This is a genomic window from Paenibacillus sp. MER 180, from assembly GCF_023713665.1.
Lineage (GTDB): Bacteria > Bacillota > Bacilli > Paenibacillales > Paenibacillaceae > Paenibacillus_B > Paenibacillus_B suaedae.
In genome coordinates this window covers 178,341-197,053 of record NZ_JAMAVT010000003.1, presented here as the reverse complement: position 1 = coordinate 197,053, position 18,713 = coordinate 178,341, and the positions used below count along the sequence as shown (strand labels likewise).

Below are 18,713 nucleotides of genomic sequence, written 5' to 3'. Positions count from 1 at the left end.
CCTCAATACATCAAAATTACAACGAGCAAACCAGCTAGCACACCAAGACTGCGAGTCATTTTGCCATAGCGGCTATGATCTTCCCGAGCGCTCCACTCCTCTTGCTCCAGCTGCTTAATCGCAAGCTTGATATGCTTGCTCTGATCCTCTCGATCACTAATTCCAAGCGTAAACCCAAGTTCCTTAATAATTCGGAGGTCTTCCTTCGTTAGCGAGGTATTGCTGCCATATCGTTCCCACGCTTGCTCCCAAGCTTCCCTTGCCGTAAATGATTGTGCTGCGGAATGTTCCATTGCTTGTGATGCGCTGAGGAATATATCGCGCAGTACAGGGGGCATTTGCTGTGCAATATCGTGAAATGCTGCCGATAGCGGGGTGTGCCCGTATATTATTGCGGTTTCCAATCGAGCCAGTGCATGGTGCAGCAGCCGAAGCTGCTTCGGTCTCGCTGCATATGCAGCTGCTTGTACCCATCCTATCCCCGCTGCAGCCGCAACGAGAATTGCTGCTCCTAGCAATTTATACGTGGTACCCACCTCCTCCCTGCACATTCGCTACGATGCTGGGCTGAAGCGCTCGCAGCTTGCCGTCGTACACCTTCCGCTGCCACTGTCTAGCTGTCCTCCGCAGCGTAACAACCCGAGTAAATCCCCCTCCATCAAGCAAGGATGCCATTCCAGGACGTCGAATCACATCCTCTGCGTCCGATCCATGAACAGATGCGATCATCCTTACGCCAGCATGTATGGCCTCTCGCATCGCCTCGTAATCTTCTTCTCTGCCGAATTCATCCACAACAAGCACATCGGGAGACATAGAACGAATAAACATCATTAATCCTTCCGCCTTCGGGCACCCATCTATGACATCTGTTCGATAGCCAAGATGGTAACTAGGCACTCCCTTCGTACAACCGGCAATTTCAGAACGCTCATCTACAATGCCTACCTTAAGCGCCTTCCAGAGCGCCTGTGGATGATTCCAGCAGCCAGAGGAGATAGCCCGAGCCATATCTCGCAGCAGGGTTGTCTTCCCATGCTGTGGAGGGGATACGACAAGTGTGCTATGGATTGTCCGATGCTTGAAATCAAGCAGTTGTGGAATAATGTCGTCGGCTATGCCCATTACTTCTCGGGCAATACGCAAGTTGAAGCCCGTTATATCCCGAAGATGACTAACCCTTCCTTGCGTCAGCACAGTCCGACCCGCTAGTCCAATTCGATGTCCACCAGCTACCGTAATGAATCCACGCCGAAGCTCTTCCTCCATCGTATACAGAGAATGATTCGTTACATAGTCAAGCAATTGAAGGCTATCCTCGCGGTTGGGACGATAGGCTGTATCAGGCTTATCAGTCAATGTGCCTTCCCTAGTCACAAAATAAAATTCCCCCGCTGCACTGACTTCTAGCGGGCGCTCTTGTCGGATTCTCACTTCTTCCAATTCACCTAAGATGCGTTCAGGCAAGTGCAGCAAGATAGAACGAAGCGCGGGAGGCAGCACCGCTGACCAGCTGTATACATTCATCTCTCCCATCCTCCTTGGGTCATCCTCATTATTTTAAGGGAAATAAGGTGCTACCTTGTGTATCCCATATGTATGACCCTTGTCCGGCAAATATGCACCTCGGTGGGACTAGTACCGATTGATCCCTATACCCCCGTCCACTACTTCTTCAAAATGCCGATAAGCAAGCATGTAACACCAGCAACAATCCAGGCAATCTTCGTCCAGTTCAACTTGTCTGCTATGCCTATCAGCCCAATTGTGGTCGTTGTAATAAGCACGAGCGGCCCTACAAGAGCGAGCAATGAATTAACGGCAAGCGCCTTCTCGGTATCATTTACTTTCAACATAATGAGGGCTACAGCAATCTCCAGAGATCCAGACAGAAAGCGCAGTCCCGCCATACTCGCTACGAACTTATCAATCGTCACCGTTCTCCCCTCCTGTACACAATCATGAATTGGAAACATCAAGCGATCCAAGTGAACGCAGCCTGTACAATACGCATATTGACACATTGTATGCAGGACAAGACTTGTTTAGAGCAGTCGATCGCGAGAATCTGGCAGATAGACGCTGCACATACAGGCAACTAGGCACCTGTCAGGTGAGGTATGCATATATTGACTTCATAGTTTGACTATCTTCATGAGATGAGGGAGATTGTAAACCATGAGCTTCACTGACAACCAAGTTGGCTGTTGGCCGAGTCGATTAATTGATCCAAGCGGAATACGTACTGCGAAGCCGCGTACCACGGGAATGACGATGGTCATGGACAAAGGAATGGGAATGAGCGAATTTACGGATATGCTGGAGCTCGCTCACGAGCACATCGACGTCATTAAGCTGGGGTTTGGAACCTCTGCCGTTACGCCTCTTTCTCTGCTTAGCACCAAGCTGGAAGCCGCAGCACGTCATGATGTTATTGTCATTCCTGGAGGTACGTTTTTAGAAATTGCTGTCGCGCAAGGCATGGTGGATGCTTTTTTTCATATGATGAGAGTGACTGGTTTTACGGGAGTTGAGGTGTCGGACGGCACAATCACATTAACCCGCAAGGAGCGGAATGCGCTCATCCGCCGGGCTAGCGAGGAAGGACTGCTTGTTTGTACAGAGTATGGCAAGAAGGATAATTCAACACCATTTGTTCTCTCCGATATCGTAGAGACCTTTACAGAAGATCTTGCTCACGGAGCCGAATGGATGACACTTGAGGGAAGAGAATCTGGTGTGGGGGTTGGCGTGTATGATTGCAGCGGCAGTTGTGATACCTCATTGGTCAATCGTATTGTCTCCGCAGTGCATACGCCTAGCCGACTGATGTGGGAAGCTCCACACAAGGAGCAGCAGGTTGAAATCTTGCGAACGGTTGGTTTGCAGGCGAATATCGGCAACGTATCCCCACATGACATCATTGCCTTCGAAGCACTCCGCAGAGGACTGCGTTCAGATACAATGAGCGCCATGGTTCAATCTCAATACATGATCTAATTGTTCGATACACGTAACCAGAAATATAAAAAAGGGGGGGAACCAACATGCATATCGATGTCATCCTTAGCGTAAACGAGGCACGAGCAATAGATTTAACACATCGCACGGTGATTGTAATCGACGTACTTCGTGCAACAAGCACGATCATCACTGCCCTTCATTATGGCGCTTCCGGCGTCATTCCCGTTGAGACGGTATCCCAAGCCAAACAAATTGCCAAAGATGAGGATGTATTAGCTGGGGAACGCTACTGCAAAAAAATATCAGGATTCGACGCAGGGAACTCCCCTTATGAATACATGTCGAACAGCATAGAAGGCAAGCGAATCGTGCTAACAACTTCAAATGGTACGCGTGCCATCCAGAAAGCATTGAAAGCAGACTATATATTAGCCGGAGCAATCATTAATGCGCAAGCTACTGCACATGCTGCATGCAAACTGCGCAAGGATGTGGCATTGCTCTGTTCAGGCGCACAAGATGAATTCGCCTTCGAGGACGGCCTATGCGCCGGACTTATAATTGCGGAGCTGCAACGCTGTATGGGTAATGCAAACGAACTAACTATGAATGATGTCGGATATACCGTTCACAGCTCCTATCAGTATTATGCGAATCGCATTCCAGAAGCGCTTCAACAATGTTCGGGCGGCAAGAGACTATGCAAGCTTGGCTTCGCAAAAGATGTAGAGTTCTGTGCAACGGTCAATACGTATTCACTCGTCCCCATTCTTACAGACAACCACACGATGAAGCCGTTTATATCATCATAAACGTCACAATTACGAGCAGGGCGCCAGACGGTCTATGTTCTAAAGCAGAGGGGCTTGTTCATACATTGAAAATGACTACAGCATATCAGCACGATGGTATGAACAACTCTCTCTTGAGGAGCATGATACATGAATGGTGAATTTGTACTCGTTACGCTCATACTCATAGGTCTCGTTAGCCGATCTCCAATTATTACGACTGCCGCATGTATATTGCTAATCGTTAAGCTTGTCCATTTAGAGCGCTATCTTCCCACCATTGAACGTCGGGGATTGGAGTTCGGGTTATTATTTCTTACCATCGCCGTGCTTGTTCCCTTTGCGGCAGAGCGAATCACTACCCACGATCTATGGTCAGCCCTATCTTCCTGGCCGGGTATGATGGCACTTGCGGGCGGTGCTATTGCCACCTCTATGAATGGCAAGGGACTGGAGCTATTAAAAAACGATCCGCAAATGATTGTCGGCCTAGTGGCTGGGTCAATCATCGGGATCGTTCTACTGCGCGGCATTCCGGTAGGGCCATTAATGGCCGCCGGTATAACCGCACTATTATTGCAGATAAGCAGATGGATTATTGATAAGTTCTAAAATATGCAGTCCATCCATTATCTACGGTCTTGAGGACCGCCTACGAATGCTGTTTCCATTGTGTCCAAGCCATAGCCTGTATGAAGAGCGCGGATAATATCATGCAGGTTATCAGCTGCCACAACACAGGATACTTTAATTTCAGAGGTGCTCACCATTTTAATGCTGACTCCCGTCCGGGAGATGATGTCGAACATTTTAGCAGCAACACCTGGATGGCTAACCATACCAGCCCCTACGATCGAAATTTTCACCAAATCTCGCTCCGATGTAACTTCACGGTATGGAACCTCACCGCGAATGTTCTCAATAACGGATACTGCTCGCTCACAATCAGCAAGTGCTGTCGTGAAGGAGAAGTCTGCCTCACCGTTTAATACACCGCTCTGTACAATAATATCTACATCTATATGTTCATTTGCAAGCGCTCCGAATACCTTCGCCAATACTCCCGGCAAATCAGCGACGCCCAAAATGCTAATACGCGCTACATTCTTATCATATGCGATGCCACTAACGACTACACCCTGTTCCATTGTAGCTTCCTCCTTCACGATTGTCCCCTCATTGTAGTTAAAGCTGGATCGAACAACAAGACACACTGAATTGTGCTTGGCGTATTCTACTGCACGCGGGTGCAGTACGGCTGCCCCTAGGTGAGCCAGCTCCAGCATTTCGTCATAGGATATTTCCTTCAGCTTCCGGGCACAGTTTACGATTCGAGGATCTGTAGAGTATATGCCGTCAACATCCGTATAAATCTCACATACATCCGCCTGAATAGCAGCAGCCAGCGCAACGGCTGTCGTATCCGAGCCTCCACGGCCTAATGTTGTTATTTCTCCGACTTCCGACATCCCCTGGAATCCAGCCACAATTACAATCTGACCTTCCTGCAGTGCATTCTTCACCCGTTCAGACTGTATGTCGACAATACGTGCCCTGCCGTATGTACCGTCTGTTCGGAAACCAGCCTGCCATCCGGTCATAGACATCGCCTGGTGACCAAGCTGATGGATGGCCATGGATAACAGCGCTACCGAGATTTGCTCGCCTGTCGTGAGCAGCATATCCATTTCACGCGCAGGAGGATTCTCATTCAAGCTTTTCGATTGATCGATTAATTCGTCCGTCGTGTCTCCCATTGCTGATACAACAACAACACACTTGTGGCCTTCTTGTTTTTTTTCTACGATTCGTTTGGCAACCCGCTTCATTCTCTCAATATCTCCTACTGAGCTGCCTCCGAACTTCATGACGTATAGTGCCACACTGACTCACTCCCACCCTATGAACTAGAAATGCTTGCACTTTCTTTTAATAGCATATTATAGCACAATTTTACCAATGCGGTACGTTAAATTATAAAAGCCCCGAATGCACAGGGCACTCAGGGCTTATTAAAAATCTTATTCAATAATTAGGCACGAGAAATGTACTTGCCTTCGCGTGTATCGATAAGCAGTACATCGCCTTCGTTGATGAAGAGTGGCACTTGAACGTTCAAGCCAGTTTCCACTGTTGCGTTCTTCGTTGCACCTTGAGCCGTGTTGCCTTTAACTCCTGGCTCTGTCTCAACTACCTTAAGCTCAACGTTGTTCGGCATGTTGATACCAAGGATTTCACCTTTATAGCTTACGATGTTAACGATCATGTTGTCTTTCAAGAAGTTCAATTCCCATTCCAATTGGCTCTTGTCCAAGGAGAATTGGTCGTAGGACTCATTGTCCATGAATGTATACTCTTCACCACTGTTGTACAGGTATTGTACTTCGCGGTTATCGATTTGCGCACGGCCGATTGTTTCACCTGCACGGAACGTCTTCTCCGTAACGTTGCCGTTACGCAAGTTTTTCAATTTGGAGCGTACGAACGCAGCACCTTTACCTGGCTTAACGTGTTGGAAATCCAAGACTGTAAAGATATCTCCATCTACTTCTACCGTCAAACCTGTTTTAAAATCGTTTACTGAAATCACTCTAAATTCCCTCCTACATGCATGGCAACCCCGATTAACCGTAATGAAATACGTTCGATGCTCAGTGTACCGGTTAGATATCTACTGAACTGCGCCCGTCACTACATGTCTAATACGAGCAGTTGTTTCGTTGATTGTGTTATTATTTCAATCCCGTCTTCCGTAATCACAATATCGTCTTCGATACGTACACCGCCGAATCCTGGAATATAGATACCAGGCTCCACCGTAACGGTCATACCGGGAGTTAACACCGTATCGCTTCCGAATGCCAATCTTGGATTTTCATGAACTTCCATACCCAAGCCATGACCAGTGCTGTGTCCGAAATGGTCACCATATCCGTAACCCTTAATGATGTCACGAGTTAAGGCATCCGCCTCGCGTCCAGTCATCCCCGGACGAATATGTTGAATTGCATTCATCTGTGCTTCAAGAACAATGTTATAAATTTCATGATGCTTGTCAGTCGGCTTACCCAGTACTACAGTACGTGTAATGTCTGAGCAATACCCATTGTACAAAGCACCGAAGTCAAGCTTAATGAACTCGTTGCCTTGGATGATGCGATCACTTGCAACACCATGCGGCAATGCGGATCGTTCGCCAGATGCAACGATCGTATCGAAGGAGCTCGATGTTGCTCCATTCTTACGCATGAAGAATTCCATCTCAAGCGCAATATCCTTCTCGGATACGCCTGGCTTGAGGAAGTTCAGAATGTGGCTGAATGTACGATCCGCAAGCTGAGCAGCATCGCGCATAATCGCCAATTCTCCCTCATCCTTAATCATGCGAAGATCTTCGATCAGCCCAGATACAGGTACAAGTTCGATGCCTTCGAGCTGTCCTTGATATCCTGTATAAGTTGCGAATGCGACGTGATCCTGTTCGAACCCTAGACGACTAATATGCATATCAGACAGAAGCTGCTTCAGCGTATCTGTCATCTTCGCGCCGTGTTCAACAACGTCATAATCAACAGCTTGCTGCGGCGCCTGTGTCATATAGCGGAAATCCGTCAGCAGCACTGCGCGGTCTTGCGTAATCAGCACATAGCCGGATGAACCTGTAAATCCTGTCATGTAACGACGGTTCACCGCACTTGTGATGAACATGGCTTCCAAGCCTTTCATCCCCATTGCTTCTCTTAAACGAGTCAAACGTGATTGGCTCATCTTCTCATCATCTCCCGACTTTGCATTGTTCCGTCACCCTTGAGATTAACCTTCTGCCCGTTGTGAGGACACATACTGATGCAGTGCAGACAATCCCAACTCATAGCTTAATGCTCCGAATCCCGCAATTTGTCCTACCACTACAGGAGCGGTTACAGACACATGCCGGAACTCTTCCCGCTTATGTATGTTGGACATATGAACTTCCACTGTCGGAATGCGAACTGCACTTAATGCATCTCGCAATGCATAGCTGTAATGCGTAAGTGCTCCCGGATTAATGACAATACCGTCGCATGTCCCATATGCCTCATGGATACGGTCTATGAGCGCTCCTTCATGATTGCTCTGGTAGCATTCCAGTGAAACGCCCCAAGATGCAGCCATCTCTGTAAGCCGTGCTTCAATCGCAGCCAACGATTCGCTCCCGTAGACACCAGGCTCGCGAATGCCGAGCATATTCAAGTTCGGTCCGTTCAATAACAAGTAACAAGCCATGATGATTCCACCTCTCAAGCGTACCGTCAACAGACGAATCCTCACGTATTTTAACATACGATGCAGAAAATGAGAAGCGTCAATACAGCAAACCCCGCATGACATCGCGCATTTAGCTACATGATCGGTTTAGGCTTGCGTCGCTCTGGGTATTCATGCGCCTCTTCCCCAGAATCACTTCTTGCTGCTGAATGAACAACTCCGTCGCTGGGTACACGGTCAGGCCCTCTATTTCCTGACTTTCCAGATCCCTGTCCTCCACCGCTGGCATAGCCCGATCCCCCCTTCATTTTGAGACGCTCTGCCTCATCGGGTTCACGCTCCTGTTCATTATTGAACTCCGTTGCTACCGTATAGCCGATGAATAATCCCCAGACAAGCATGATACATGATTCTGTCCATATTGTGTTCCATGTTGTCCTCCATACTGGATGCACGAGACCAAGCATAGGCCCGGGTGCAACATATAATAGAACCCACCATACTATCCCATATAGAATCCCAGGGTACGGACCAGGTACTTTCCGTAGGAAAAGTGTATATAGTATGGAAGCTGCGATTGAAAATAAAATGAATGCGCCCCATCCTACTAGCTGGCCTTGGGTAGTGATCAAATATTTATGCGGGTAAAAAGGTTCCGCAATCATCCCAGGGATCACCGAAGTAAAGTGGAAAGTATAAGCGAGCCAACGTATCCCGCCCCATATCAGCCCGGCAAAAAAACCGATTTGCACAGAAAACGATAATGGGTCAGTAGGATTCTTCTTACACTCCGCCCTTGCTTGCCTTTCATTCATTGCCATTCCTCCCAATTGTGATCATCTCAACGTGTATGTAGTATGCTCCAACCTAGGCGGATTACAATCATGGTGTGGAAAACGCCAGCAAAATTCGCTACAATAAAATTATTATTATTTCAAAATCGTGAAGTGCCTCTTACTTGAGGCACCTTCGGTACACACGCAAAGCGGAATGCATTCAAGATGGGGATGGTGAAGTAATTGTCAGATCAGAAATCCATTTACGGTGGACAGGCCGTAATTGAAGGCGTAATGTTCGGCGGCAAGCACGTCAATGTGACGGCTGTCCGTCGCAAAGATAAATCCATTACGTTCTACGAAGTACCAAAGAAAGATAAAGCATGGGTTGCCAAGCTAAAAAGAATCCCGCTGCTCCGAGGGATTGTTGGCATATTCGATGCCAGTGCTAAGGGATATCAGCACTTAAACTACGCTGCAGAGAAATACGCAGAGGATGAAGAAGGAATTGAAGCTGCTGAGGCAGGCAAAGACTCCAAATGGAACCTTGCAATGATCGTCGGGGTAGCGGTAGTCGGAATTTTATCGCTTATCTTTAGTAAAATTATTTTCACAACCGTTCCAGTTGTCATTGAAGAACTCATTTTCGGGTCGACCTTCAATAATATCGTGATCCATACTGTCGTTGAAGGCGTCATTAAAATTGCGTTCCTTCTCGGGTATTTGTGGCTAATTTCCAAGACTCCTATTGTCAAGCGTCTGTTCCAATATCATGGCGCTGAGCATAAGGTAATTACCGCATATGAAGCCGGCGTAGATCTAACGGTACAGAACGTACAGAAGTTCAGCACGCTGCATTATCGCTGCGGCAGTAGTTTTATTATTTTGTCCGTCATCGTTGGAGTCGTTATTTACTCCTTTATCCCATATGATAATTTATGGGAACGCATTTATCCAAGGCTCCTGTTGATACCGGTCGTCATGGGCGTATCCTACGAGTTCCTGCGGTTGACGAATGCCCTGCGGAATGTGCCTGTGCTTCGCTGGCTTGGGTATCCTGGATTGTGGCTGCAACTGCTCACAACGAAGGAACCTACAGATGATCAGGTGGAAGTGTCGATTGCTTCCTTCAATCGCATGTGTGAGCTTGATCGCGAATTACAGCCTAAACAGGCTGTATCTTAATTCTACATCAACACTATGACAAGAAGGGAATGATGACGATGGCTCGACTGCCGCGATGGTTTATGCTCCTCATGGCTGTGTTGGTTGGAATCGGAATCGTTAGCAGCTTCACTCGAGATCCTATATCCATTCTAATTCCCGTCGCCATCATTGCCGTTGTATTCCTCGTCTATCGATTTGGGCCGAAGAAGAGCGTCAAGGTGAAGGTCTCACCTCGTACGGAGGCGAAGCTGAAAGCAGCACGTGCGTCTCAAGCTAAGAAGCGCATACGACCTCGATCACAAGCAAAACTTACGGTCATTGAGGGCAACAAGGCTAAGGATGAGAACAGACAACAGACTAAATAAAGAAAACAGCGCTTAGATGAGTTTCCTTCATCCAAGCGCTGTTTTTTGGTTATATCTTCGTCTTCCCGCAACAATGCACCTTATACATCTTCTCATAAGCTTCCCTCGTCCACTGTTCGAAGAAGGCGTTACCCGCTTTCTCGCCTGACTCATATAATGCCATGCTCTGCTCAACGGTTAAATCAAAGTCAGTTGTTCCGATACCCAGTGTAGGAATCTTGATCGTACGGAAGCGGTTCTGCTTATCGATATAGCGCTGGTCATGTGCCGAGATCATGGTGGATACCATGGCCTGAAGCATCGTGATGAGACCCGTAATCTGATGGGGCTGGCCAGACTGATTTCCTACCATTTGAAAACCGATCGTTGGAATCAGACGATTCGATCGCGGGTCAACCTCGTCATCGAATAGCCATAGCGGGAAATTGGAGAGCATCCCACCGTCCACAATATAGGAGAATTGATCAGCAAACTTTTTCGTTCGGCCATTCTTCACCTCGAATGGGGCTCGTAATATCACCGGATCGAAGAAGTAAGGAATGCTTGTGCTCATCCGTATTGCCTTGCTCACGTGGAATGATGCTGGGTCTATCCCGTAGTTCGCAATGTCGTCAGGGAGAACCATCAGCCTCCCATTCGTAATATCCGAGGCAATGATTCGTAGCTGTTCCTTCTTCAAATCCCCAAACGTGCGAATCCCTTTCTTCAACAGGCAATCATGCACCCATTTCTCCAGTGCTACACCTGAATATAGCCCCTTTTTCCACATCAGCCGCATGGCTGGCCCTATCCATTTAATCTGGAAAATTGGAGCACGCTGTAAGAAGGATGAGAAAGGCATTTCTAATATGAGCCGCTCCATCTCTTCGGCAGTATAGCCAGCGGCAAGAAATGAGGCTACAATCGAACCCGATGAAGTGCCTGCGACACGGTTGAATGTCATCCCGTGCTGCTCGGCTGAATGGACTGCACCAACTAACGATATCCCCTTGACTCCCCCGCCTTCGAATACCGCATTGATACGCACGGGATACCCCTCCTCGCACACATACTGCTTCTTCTTGTATGTATGCTCATGCAGGAGGGGATATGAATGTATGAAGGTATAATTTCTGATTATGGCTTTCTTCTATTTTTCCTCGTAATACTGTTGAAGTTTATCGGATACCTGCTTCGTATTTCTTACCAGATCAGCAGCGCTGAAGAATATACTGCCCGCTACCGCATCAATTCGCGAATTGAACTCCAACTGCTTAATGAGTACATCTGCACTGTTCCAGTCCGTTTCATTTGCATCCGCAAGCTTATAGGCAGCGTGTCCAATAAATAGTTCCACCCCAGTGCCTGCCGTTTCTTTGACCCACCAATTCACTAACGTGTCGTAGGACGCAGCCTTGTGGCCTATGTGCCAATACACTTGAGGTGCAATATAATCGATCCAATGATTCTTGATCCATGTTCTTGTATCTGCATACAGATTGTCATAGCTGCTAAGTCCCGCCTTCGTTGCTGATCCGGTTGGATCTGCGCTGGAGTTGCGCCATACTCCGAACGGACTTATACCAAATTGTACATTCGGCTTCGTCGACTTAATCTGCTTGTACAGGGATTCAACGAACTCATTCACATTATTTCTACGCCAATCTCCCTTGTTATTGAACACCTTGTTGTAGCGTTCATATGTATCATTATCCTTAAATGATTCCTTGTCCTCACCATATGGATAGAAATAATCGTCCAGATGCACGCCATCGATATCATAGTTATTGACAACTTCCATGATGGAATCAAGCACAAACTGGCGGGCTTCTGGGACGCCTGGATTATAGATAAGCTTGTTCAGATGCTTGACAACCCAGTCTGGATGCTCCTTCGCAGGATGACCATTAACCAGCTTGGATACATCTCCTTGTACACTTACACGGTAAGGGTTAAACCATGCATGGAACTGCATGCCGCGCTTATGTGTCTCTTCTACCATGAATTTCAATGGATCATATCCTGGATCCTTGCCTTGCGTTCCTGTCAGCCATTCCGACCAAGGAAGCAGCTTCGAAGGATAGAAGGCATCTGAAGTTGGCCGCACCTGCACGAATACAGCGTTGATTCCTGCCTTTTGGAGCTTGTCCAGCATGCTTGTATACTGCTGCTTCTGACGTTCCGCATTGAAGCCTGACTTCTTCGGATCCTGCGGCCAATCAATATTGTAGACGGTCGATATCCACGTTCCTCTCATTGATTCCGAATGGATCGCTTCGCCATCTTCAGGGGCTGCTTCGCTACCCTCAGAGACAATTGTTATAATACGCTCTCGCTGATTCCAATCCACCTTCAATCCAACACTTTCACTGATGAAGCGAAGCGGAACCATCGTTCGTCCACCACGCATGGAGGCAGATACGTCGAGCTGCACCTGTTGCCCATCCACTTCCGCATTGCTGTCGCCAATCGTCAAGCGAATGGTGTGTCCATCCTTCTGGAACTCAACCTGGCGATTCGCCTGATCCCAACCTACAGTTGCACCAGTAGCTTCCCCTACTGCTCGGAATGGCAGCATCGTCACATTCTTGCCTGGCACCAAATAAGGAGCTACATCCGTTTGAAGCTGCTTATTGTTCATCAATATTCGAATGTCATTGCTGGCCGCATTCCCCATCTGCGGCATAAGTGTACTTAGCATAACAGCAGCAAATGTGCCGAGAAGTACTTTTTTCGCGTGATTCATCATTCTTTTTTCCATCTCCCTTGTCCATGTTGAACGAGAAAATGAGTCAATATCATTTCCCCTCAACTATTAGACGCAAAAAATAAAACATCTGTTTCGCAAAAAACAGATGTTTTACGATTCATTATCCAATTCACTGCGCAAATCACGAAGCGCTTGCAGGCGCTGAGGGTCTCTGCGGAAGTATTCAACAAGTGTTTCGATGCATGTAATCGAGTTCCAGCTTAGGTGATGCTCGATACCTTCTACGTCTGTATAAATATGCTCGTCGGCTACACCGATCAAGGTTAAGAAGTCTTCGAGCAGCTGATGGCGATCCACCAATCGCTTGCCGATCTTCTTCCCCTTGCTAGTCAGCACGAGCCCACGATATTTCTCATAAATAAGATAATCGTCCTTATCGAGCTTCTGAATCATCTTCGTCACAGAAGAAGGGTGCACTTCCAATCCTTCTGCGATATCGGATACGCGAGCATATCCTTTCTCGTCAATCAGTTTATAGATACGTTCCAAATAGTCTTCCATGCTTGGTGTAGGCATCAAGCGTCCCTCATTTCCTTCCACGTTACACGACTTGTCCAAAAGCGCTTCCTGCTTCAATATGTTCCTCATTTCACATCAATAAAAATTACGTTCCCTTAGCGGGAAATGAAGCATGCATATTTATATACGGAAATAATCGTGTATCTTTAAGTTTACATGGTTTCGAGATCAAGTTCAACCTTAGACCTGTTTTGCTCGACATTTACCATAGCTGCGATCTATGGAAATTCATAGAAAGACCGCTCCATCTATGAAATTAGACGGCAGCGGTCACGGTAGATATGATTTAATTATGTAGGTTCTGTCAGTTATGTCAGTCTTCTCATCCACTCTGGGGTAATCTGCTGCAGCCAAATATTCAGCTGACTCAAATGATCGGTGAACAAGAGTATCCCCATCACGATCATAATTGCCCCGCCTACCTTCATCATGACGCCCGAATATTTCGTAAGCCATCGAGTTGAGCCAATGAAGAAGGATAGAATAAAGAATGGCAAACCAAAACCAATACAATAGGCGGTAATCATTAACATTCCTGTGCTTGGCTCAGATGCACTTAATGAAATGATGGCAGTCAAAATTGGGCCAATGCAAGGCGACCAGCCTGCGGAGAAGCCCATCCCGAACAAAAAGGAGCCTAAGTATCCGCTCTTCTGTCCAAAATCCAGCTTCCGTTCCTTCATTAAGAGTTGAGGCTTGAATACACCGATGAGCACAAGCCCCATAATGAGAATGAAAATAGCCGAAATCTGACGAATCAAATCTCGATATTCAGCCAAGTAAGAACCGAGCAGAGTAGCGCCCAGACCAAGTGTATAGAACACAACACTGATCCCTAAAATGAAAAACAACGTGTGAGTCATTGTGCGCCATCTAACCTCGCGCTTATTCTGCTTATCCTTTAATTGACTCACCGACATCCCCGTAATGATCGAAATGTAAGATGGATATAACGGCAAACAGCATGGAGATATAAAGGATACAAATCCCGCCCAGAAAGCTATCCACACCGTAATATGACCCAACCGCTTCGCCTCCCCGTATTAGTCGATTGCCCTAACAGGAAGAAGATGGGCGCTGTATCACACCCGAATTCCTCTTCTTGCTATCAATGTCAATATTAACACGGCAATGAGCAATAGGACAATCGTAGCCCCTGGCGCCAAATTCCAAATCCCTGCGGTCAGCAGCCCGCCAACGACAGCAGCTTCGGCTACAAGCACTGATACGATAACTGACTGCTTGAATCCCTTGGCTACAAACAGACTAATGGCTACTGGAATCGTTAATAAGGCCGAGACGAGAAGTGCGCCTACAATTTTGATAGCTGCACTAATTACGAGCGCGGTCAGCACCGTGACGGCAATATTAAGCATTCGTACCGGAAGGCCATTTACCGCAGCTGCATCTTCATCAAAGGTAAGCAAAAACATTTCCTTGAAGAAGAGGAGCAGAAATACGACAACGATAAGGGTTACAACCCCAACTACGATCAAGTCAGTGCCATTCAGAGTATAAATACTTCCGAACAAATAATTGTTCACATTCGCGCTAAAGTTCATTCCTAGCGTAAAAAAGAGCGATGCCAGCGCAACACCGCCTGACATGATGACAGCAATGGAGAGCTCAGCGTACGTTTTGTAAGCTTTGCGAAGCTTCTCAATCGCAATCGCACCCACAAGCGCGAATACAAGCCCCATGGCCAGCGGATACACGCCGAGCAGAAACCCAAGTGCTACCCCAGCGATTGTCACATGCGCGAGGGTATCCCCAATCATGGACAACCGACGCAGCACAAGAAACATTCCCATAAGCGGGCCTATGGCGCCAATTAATAATCCCCCGATCAATGCGCGTATAAAAAAATCAGATTGTATGATGTCCAGCAATGACAACGTCCCCTTTAATTCAATTCCATGCAGAGCAAGGAGCAGTCTTCCTTATAGTGCGTGTTCAAAAAGGTCGGTTTTCAGCACCGAGAAAGTTGGATGAAGCTAGGGCCTGAGGAGCGGAGTGTACGTTTTGGGTACATGAGCACCGGAAGGCCCGGCTGAATTCAACTTTCGATGTTGAGTCCACTTCATGATTTACTTCGTGATCAAAAGCGGACTTTTTGAACAACCTCTTAGAGTATACCGTGCGATAGATCCGGCTCTGAACATTGCACATTGTGCGAATGCTTCACGTAGAAGTTCAGCTTGCCGCATGTCCCCTTCGGATCACAGCCCAGCCATGAATTCACTAGATCCATATCATGAGAAACCATAATGAAGGTCATATGGTGATGTTCATGCAGATGCTGCAGCAGATTGAAGAAATCCTTTTGCGTTTCCGTATCGATCCCAACTGTCGGCTCATCCAATATGAGCAGTTCAGGCTTATTCACCATCGCTCGCGCTAGAAATACACGCTGCTGCTGCCCGCCCGATAACTGCCCGATGCGCTTATCCGCCAAGTCCTCAACCCGCATCACACGCATCGCATCGCGGCATTGGTTGATTTCCTCTTGCTTCAGCCGCCGGAACATTCGCCGGCGATTGTACATGCCGGATTGTACGACCTCCATCACAGTCGCTGGAAATAATGGATTAAAGGAATTCTTCTGCGGCACATACCCAATCCGATCCCATTCCTTGAACCGATTGATCGGCGTTCCGAACAGCTTAATTTGCCCTGAGGTCGGCTTCAGCAAACCGACCATCAGTCGCAGGAGCGTCGTCTTGCCAGCGCCATTCGTGCCGATAACACCTACAAAATCCCGCTCATATACGGTGAAGTTGACATCGCGCAGAACCGTCTGTCCTTCATAGCTAAAGCCAACATCCTCTATTGAAATCACCTGGTTATGGCAGGTGTCCGTCATATTCATCATTGTGCTCATTGTGCCCTCTCTCTTCCTTGCACGAACCGTCCAGCCGTGCAACTCTCGGTAACGGACATTGATCCGTTCCTCATTTATTGTAGCGCGACAAGGAGATTTTGCAAATTGCGTTCCATGAGCGTTACGTAATTGTCCCCTTGATCTGCTTGCTGCTTCGTTAAGCCTTCAAGCGGGTTCAATACAAGTGTGCTCACACCCGCTTCACCAGCCAATGTATTCGCTAATTGATCCGATACAAGCTCCTCAAAGAATACGTACTTCAACCCCTTCTCCTTCACCAGCTTCGAGAGCTTCACCAAATCTTGCGCTCTTGGTTCAGCATCAGGCGTAATGCCCATAATTGCATGCTGCGTCAATCCATAATCCCGGCACAAGTATCCAAATGCATGATGGGATACCACTATCTCACGCTGCTTCAGCGAGCTTAGCTTCTCCGTATATAACTTATCTACGGATTCAATCTTCGACTTTAGCTGCTTATAATTTGCTTCATATTCACCCTTATGCGCACCATCGGCTTGAACGAGTGCATCCTTAACATTGCTTGCCATCGTCAAGGCTGATTTTGGACTTACCCACGTGTGCGGATCTGTGCTGCCATGTTCGTGTTCATGCTCATGTTCGGAAGCATCGCCTTCTCCTTCGTGATGCTCGTGCTCGCTTCCATCTGCCTCAATGAGAGGAATGCCCTTGCTTACCTCAAGTGTCTTCACATTAGACGAGGAATCCAAGCCTTTCAAAAAATCGTCCAGCCATGTTTCGAAGCCTGCACCATTGACGAGCAACAGCTGGGCATTCGATGCATTATGCAGGTCACGGCTTTTTGGTGTCCAATCGTGTGGCTCAATCCCAGTTGGAATGAGATTGATGGTATTTACATGTTCGCCGCCAATTTGTTCTGTTAAAAATGCAATCGGATAAAAGCTCGTAACAACATTAAGTTTCCCTTCTACAATACCGGATTGAGAACCTTGTGTACATCCTGCCAACACCAATGCGAAGCAGCACAGGGTCAACAAGGAATGACGCAATCTTCTATATTTACTTCTCAGCTTCATATGAATAACTCCTTCTGCGCAAATTATGTAGTTACGCATGTTAATTTTCTGTAATTCGTAATGATTACTATTAAGATTATAAAAAGGCTTCTCTCCCTTGTCAATCCTAACTTTTCTGCCATTCCAATTTCCTGCCTGCATACTCATTGGAAGCAGATGTGACAAAATTGTAAGGCACTCTCTATCATGTTACTCTTTGACATCATTGATAGACGATACTAATATGATAGAGTGCCTATTCCTACCGTTAGGCTCAAAACTATATCGAAAAGAATAAATTAAGGAGTGAATGATTTGGATTGGATCGAATGGCTGAAATATGCCGTGCTTGGATTGGTGCAGGGTTTCACTGAACCAATACCGGTATCGTCAAGCGGGCATTTGGTTATTGCTGAGCGATTATTCGGATTACATATCGAAGGCCTCGGCTTTGAGGTGCTCGTCAACTTTGCCTCCTTGCTAGCTATTTTGCTCATTTATCGTAAAGATATCGTACGGCTTACCGTAAATACGTTCCGCTTCCTGTTTACACGCGCTCAGGATGCGAAAGACGACTTCATGTTCGTTATTTATTTAATTCTCGCTACGATTCCAGCAGGGATTATTGGAGTCGTGTTTAAGGATACGATTGCAGATGTGTTCAAAGGTGTTAAGATTATCGGCGCAACGCTGCTCGTGACCGCATTAGCTCTCTGGCTGATACGCAACTTGCGCGGCCGCAAGGGGGACAAGGATCTGTCCTTCGGTGAGACGTTTATCGTTGGTCTGGCGCAAGCGGTCGCACTCATTCCCGGCATTAGCCGTTCCGGCTCAACAATCGTTGCTGCGATGGCATTGGGATGGAAGCAGGAAACAGCCCTTCGCTTCTCCTTCTTCCTGTACATTCCCGTCAGCCTTGGAAGTATGATTCTTGAAGGGAAGGATATGATCAAAGACCCGACACTGGGGCAAATGATGATTCCATACTTGCTTGCCTTTGTATGCTCCTTCGCTGCATCCTACTTCGCTCTGAAATGGTTCATGGGCATTATGGCACGCGGCAATCTGAAATGGTTCTCGCTCTATTGTGTATTTGCTGGACTGTTCGTCCTATTCTTCGTCAATTAATAACGTTCGACAAATAAAGGCCGGGATCGTTAGATCTCGGCCTTTTTCTATGGCAATTCATACCCTAATCATCCACGTATGCCTGCCA

At 47.2% G+C, this 18,713-nt stretch carries 21 protein-coding genes; 6 read left to right on the top strand and 15 right to left on the bottom strand.

From position 1 onward, the window contains the following. Positions 1–2 precede the first annotated feature (2 nt). The 3 genes from spoIIIAB to M3661_RS05845 all read right to left on the bottom strand — a co-directional run bounded on the left by spoIIIAB (position 3) and on the right by M3661_RS05845 (position 1,937). A complete protein-coding gene (gene spoIIIAB, locus M3661_RS05855; protein ID WP_231586916.1) occupies positions 3–536 on the bottom strand; it encodes a stage III sporulation protein SpoIIIAB in 534 nt (177 codons plus the stop codon). Continuing rightward, complete coding sequence (gene spoIIIAA, locus M3661_RS05850; RefSeq protein ID WP_021252991.1) at positions 520–1,527, bottom strand: stage III sporulation protein AA; 1,008 nt, start codon at positions 1,525–1,527, stop codon at positions 520–522. The genes spoIIIAB and spoIIIAA overlap by 17 nt, the downstream gene beginning before the upstream one ends. Before the next feature lie 140 nt (positions 1,528–1,667). Beyond that, complete coding sequence (locus M3661_RS05845; RefSeq protein ID WP_021252992.1) at positions 1,668–1,937, bottom strand: YqhV family protein; 270 nt, start codon at positions 1,935–1,937, stop codon at positions 1,668–1,670. A 241-nt stretch (positions 1,938–2,178) separates the two neighbouring features. Here M3661_RS05845 and comA point away from each other — a divergent pair, with 241 nt between their 5' ends. From comA to M3661_RS05830, 3 genes are all read left to right on the top strand, one after another. Then, on the top strand, positions 2,179–3,000 hold the full coding sequence (gene comA / locus M3661_RS05840; protein WP_065294048.1) for a phosphosulfolactate synthase: 822 nt from the start codon (positions 2,179–2,181) through the stop codon (positions 2,998–3,000). Positions 3,001–3,047: 47 nt separating this feature from the next. Beyond that, complete coding sequence (locus tag M3661_RS05835; RefSeq protein ID WP_065294049.1) at positions 3,048–3,776, top strand: 2-phosphosulfolactate phosphatase; 729 nt, start codon at positions 3,048–3,050, stop codon at positions 3,774–3,776. A gap of 129 nt (positions 3,777–3,905) precedes the next feature. Continuing rightward, on the top strand, positions 3,906–4,367 hold the full coding sequence (locus M3661_RS05830; RefSeq protein ID WP_021252995.1) for a DUF441 domain-containing protein: 462 nt from the start codon (positions 3,906–3,908) through the stop codon (positions 4,365–4,367). 17 nt (positions 4,368–4,384) lie between these two features. Here M3661_RS05830 and M3661_RS05825 read toward each other — a convergent pair whose 3' ends face one another. From M3661_RS05825 to M3661_RS05805, 5 genes are all read right to left on the bottom strand, one after another. Continuing rightward, complete coding sequence (locus tag M3661_RS05825) at positions 4,385–5,638, bottom strand: aspartate kinase (protein WP_021252996.1); 1,254 nt, start codon at positions 5,636–5,638, stop codon at positions 4,385–4,387. 149 nt (positions 5,639–5,787) lie between these two features. Next, positions 5,788–6,345 (bottom strand): elongation factor P, encoded by a 558-nt coding sequence (gene efp, locus M3661_RS05820; RefSeq protein ID WP_021252997.1) that lies wholly within the window; start codon positions 6,343–6,345, stop codon positions 5,788–5,790. Positions 6,346–6,446: 101 nt separating this feature from the next. Next, on the bottom strand, positions 6,447–7,523 hold the full coding sequence (locus tag M3661_RS05815) for a M24 family metallopeptidase (RefSeq protein WP_021252998.1): 1,077 nt from the start codon (positions 7,521–7,523) through the stop codon (positions 6,447–6,449). A 45-nt stretch (positions 7,524–7,568) separates the two neighbouring features. Beyond that, positions 7,569–8,021, bottom strand: coding sequence for a type II 3-dehydroquinate dehydratase (gene aroQ / locus M3661_RS05810; RefSeq protein WP_065294050.1), 453 nt, complete (start codon positions 8,019–8,021; stop codon positions 7,569–7,571). A 116-nt stretch (positions 8,022–8,137) separates the two neighbouring features. Beyond that, positions 8,138–8,818 carry a YqhR family membrane protein gene (locus tag M3661_RS05805; RefSeq protein ID WP_065294051.1) on the bottom strand — a complete coding sequence of 227 codons (681 nt, stop codon included), beginning with the start codon at positions 8,816–8,818 and terminating at the stop codon, positions 8,138–8,140. 255 nt (positions 8,819–9,073) lie between these two features. Here M3661_RS05805 and M3661_RS05800 point away from each other — a divergent pair, with 255 nt between their 5' ends. Both M3661_RS05800 and M3661_RS05795 read left to right on the top strand, forming a co-directional pair. Beyond that, positions 9,074–9,964: a DUF1385 domain-containing protein gene (locus M3661_RS05800; RefSeq protein ID WP_251483223.1), complete on the top strand. Its 891-nt coding sequence runs from the start codon at positions 9,074–9,076 to the stop codon at positions 9,962–9,964. A gap of 38 nt (positions 9,965–10,002) precedes the next feature. Next, a complete protein-coding gene (locus tag M3661_RS05795; protein ID WP_028533133.1) occupies positions 10,003–10,311 on the top strand; it encodes a hypothetical protein in 309 nt (102 codons plus the stop codon). Positions 10,312–10,360: 49 nt separating this feature from the next. Here the strand turns inward: M3661_RS05795 and M3661_RS05790 are convergent, their stop codons facing one another. The 7 genes from M3661_RS05790 to M3661_RS05760 all read right to left on the bottom strand — a co-directional run bounded on the left by M3661_RS05790 (position 10,361) and on the right by M3661_RS05760 (position 17,518). Next, positions 10,361–11,338 carry a patatin-like phospholipase family protein gene (locus M3661_RS05790; protein WP_251482933.1) on the bottom strand — a complete coding sequence of 326 codons (978 nt, stop codon included), beginning with the start codon at positions 11,336–11,338 and terminating at the stop codon, positions 10,361–10,363. A gap of 102 nt (positions 11,339–11,440) precedes the next feature. Next, entirely contained in the window at positions 11,441–13,039 is a 1,599-nt protein-coding gene (locus M3661_RS05785) for a family 10 glycosylhydrolase (RefSeq protein ID WP_251482931.1), read from the bottom strand. Between the two features lie 111 nt (positions 13,040–13,150). Further along, positions 13,151–13,576: a transcriptional regulator MntR gene (gene mntR, locus M3661_RS05780; protein ID WP_021253005.1), complete on the bottom strand. Its 426-nt coding sequence runs from the start codon at positions 13,574–13,576 to the stop codon at positions 13,151–13,153. A gap of 311 nt (positions 13,577–13,887) precedes the next feature. Beyond that, complete coding sequence (locus M3661_RS05775) at positions 13,888–14,604, bottom strand: cytochrome c biogenesis CcdA family protein (RefSeq protein ID WP_021253006.1); 717 nt, start codon at positions 14,602–14,604, stop codon at positions 13,888–13,890. A 57-nt stretch (positions 14,605–14,661) separates the two neighbouring features. Continuing rightward, positions 14,662–15,468: a metal ABC transporter permease gene (locus M3661_RS05770; protein ID WP_021253007.1), complete on the bottom strand. Its 807-nt coding sequence runs from the start codon at positions 15,466–15,468 to the stop codon at positions 14,662–14,664. A 236-nt stretch (positions 15,469–15,704) separates the two neighbouring features. Continuing rightward, complete coding sequence (locus tag M3661_RS05765) at positions 15,705–16,451, bottom strand: metal ABC transporter ATP-binding protein (protein ID WP_251483220.1); 747 nt, start codon at positions 16,449–16,451, stop codon at positions 15,705–15,707. An 83-nt stretch (positions 16,452–16,534) separates the two neighbouring features. Next, positions 16,535–17,518 (bottom strand): metal ABC transporter solute-binding protein, Zn/Mn family, encoded by a 984-nt coding sequence (locus M3661_RS05760; RefSeq protein ID WP_251482929.1) that lies wholly within the window; start codon positions 17,516–17,518, stop codon positions 16,535–16,537. A gap of 294 nt (positions 17,519–17,812) precedes the next feature. On the opposite strand from M3661_RS05760, the gene M3661_RS05755 reads away from it, so the two are divergent. Continuing rightward, positions 17,813–18,625: an undecaprenyl-diphosphate phosphatase gene (locus M3661_RS05755; protein ID WP_251482927.1), complete on the top strand. Its 813-nt coding sequence runs from the start codon at positions 17,813–17,815 to the stop codon at positions 18,623–18,625. The last annotated feature ends 88 nt before the right edge of the window (positions 18,626–18,713 follow it).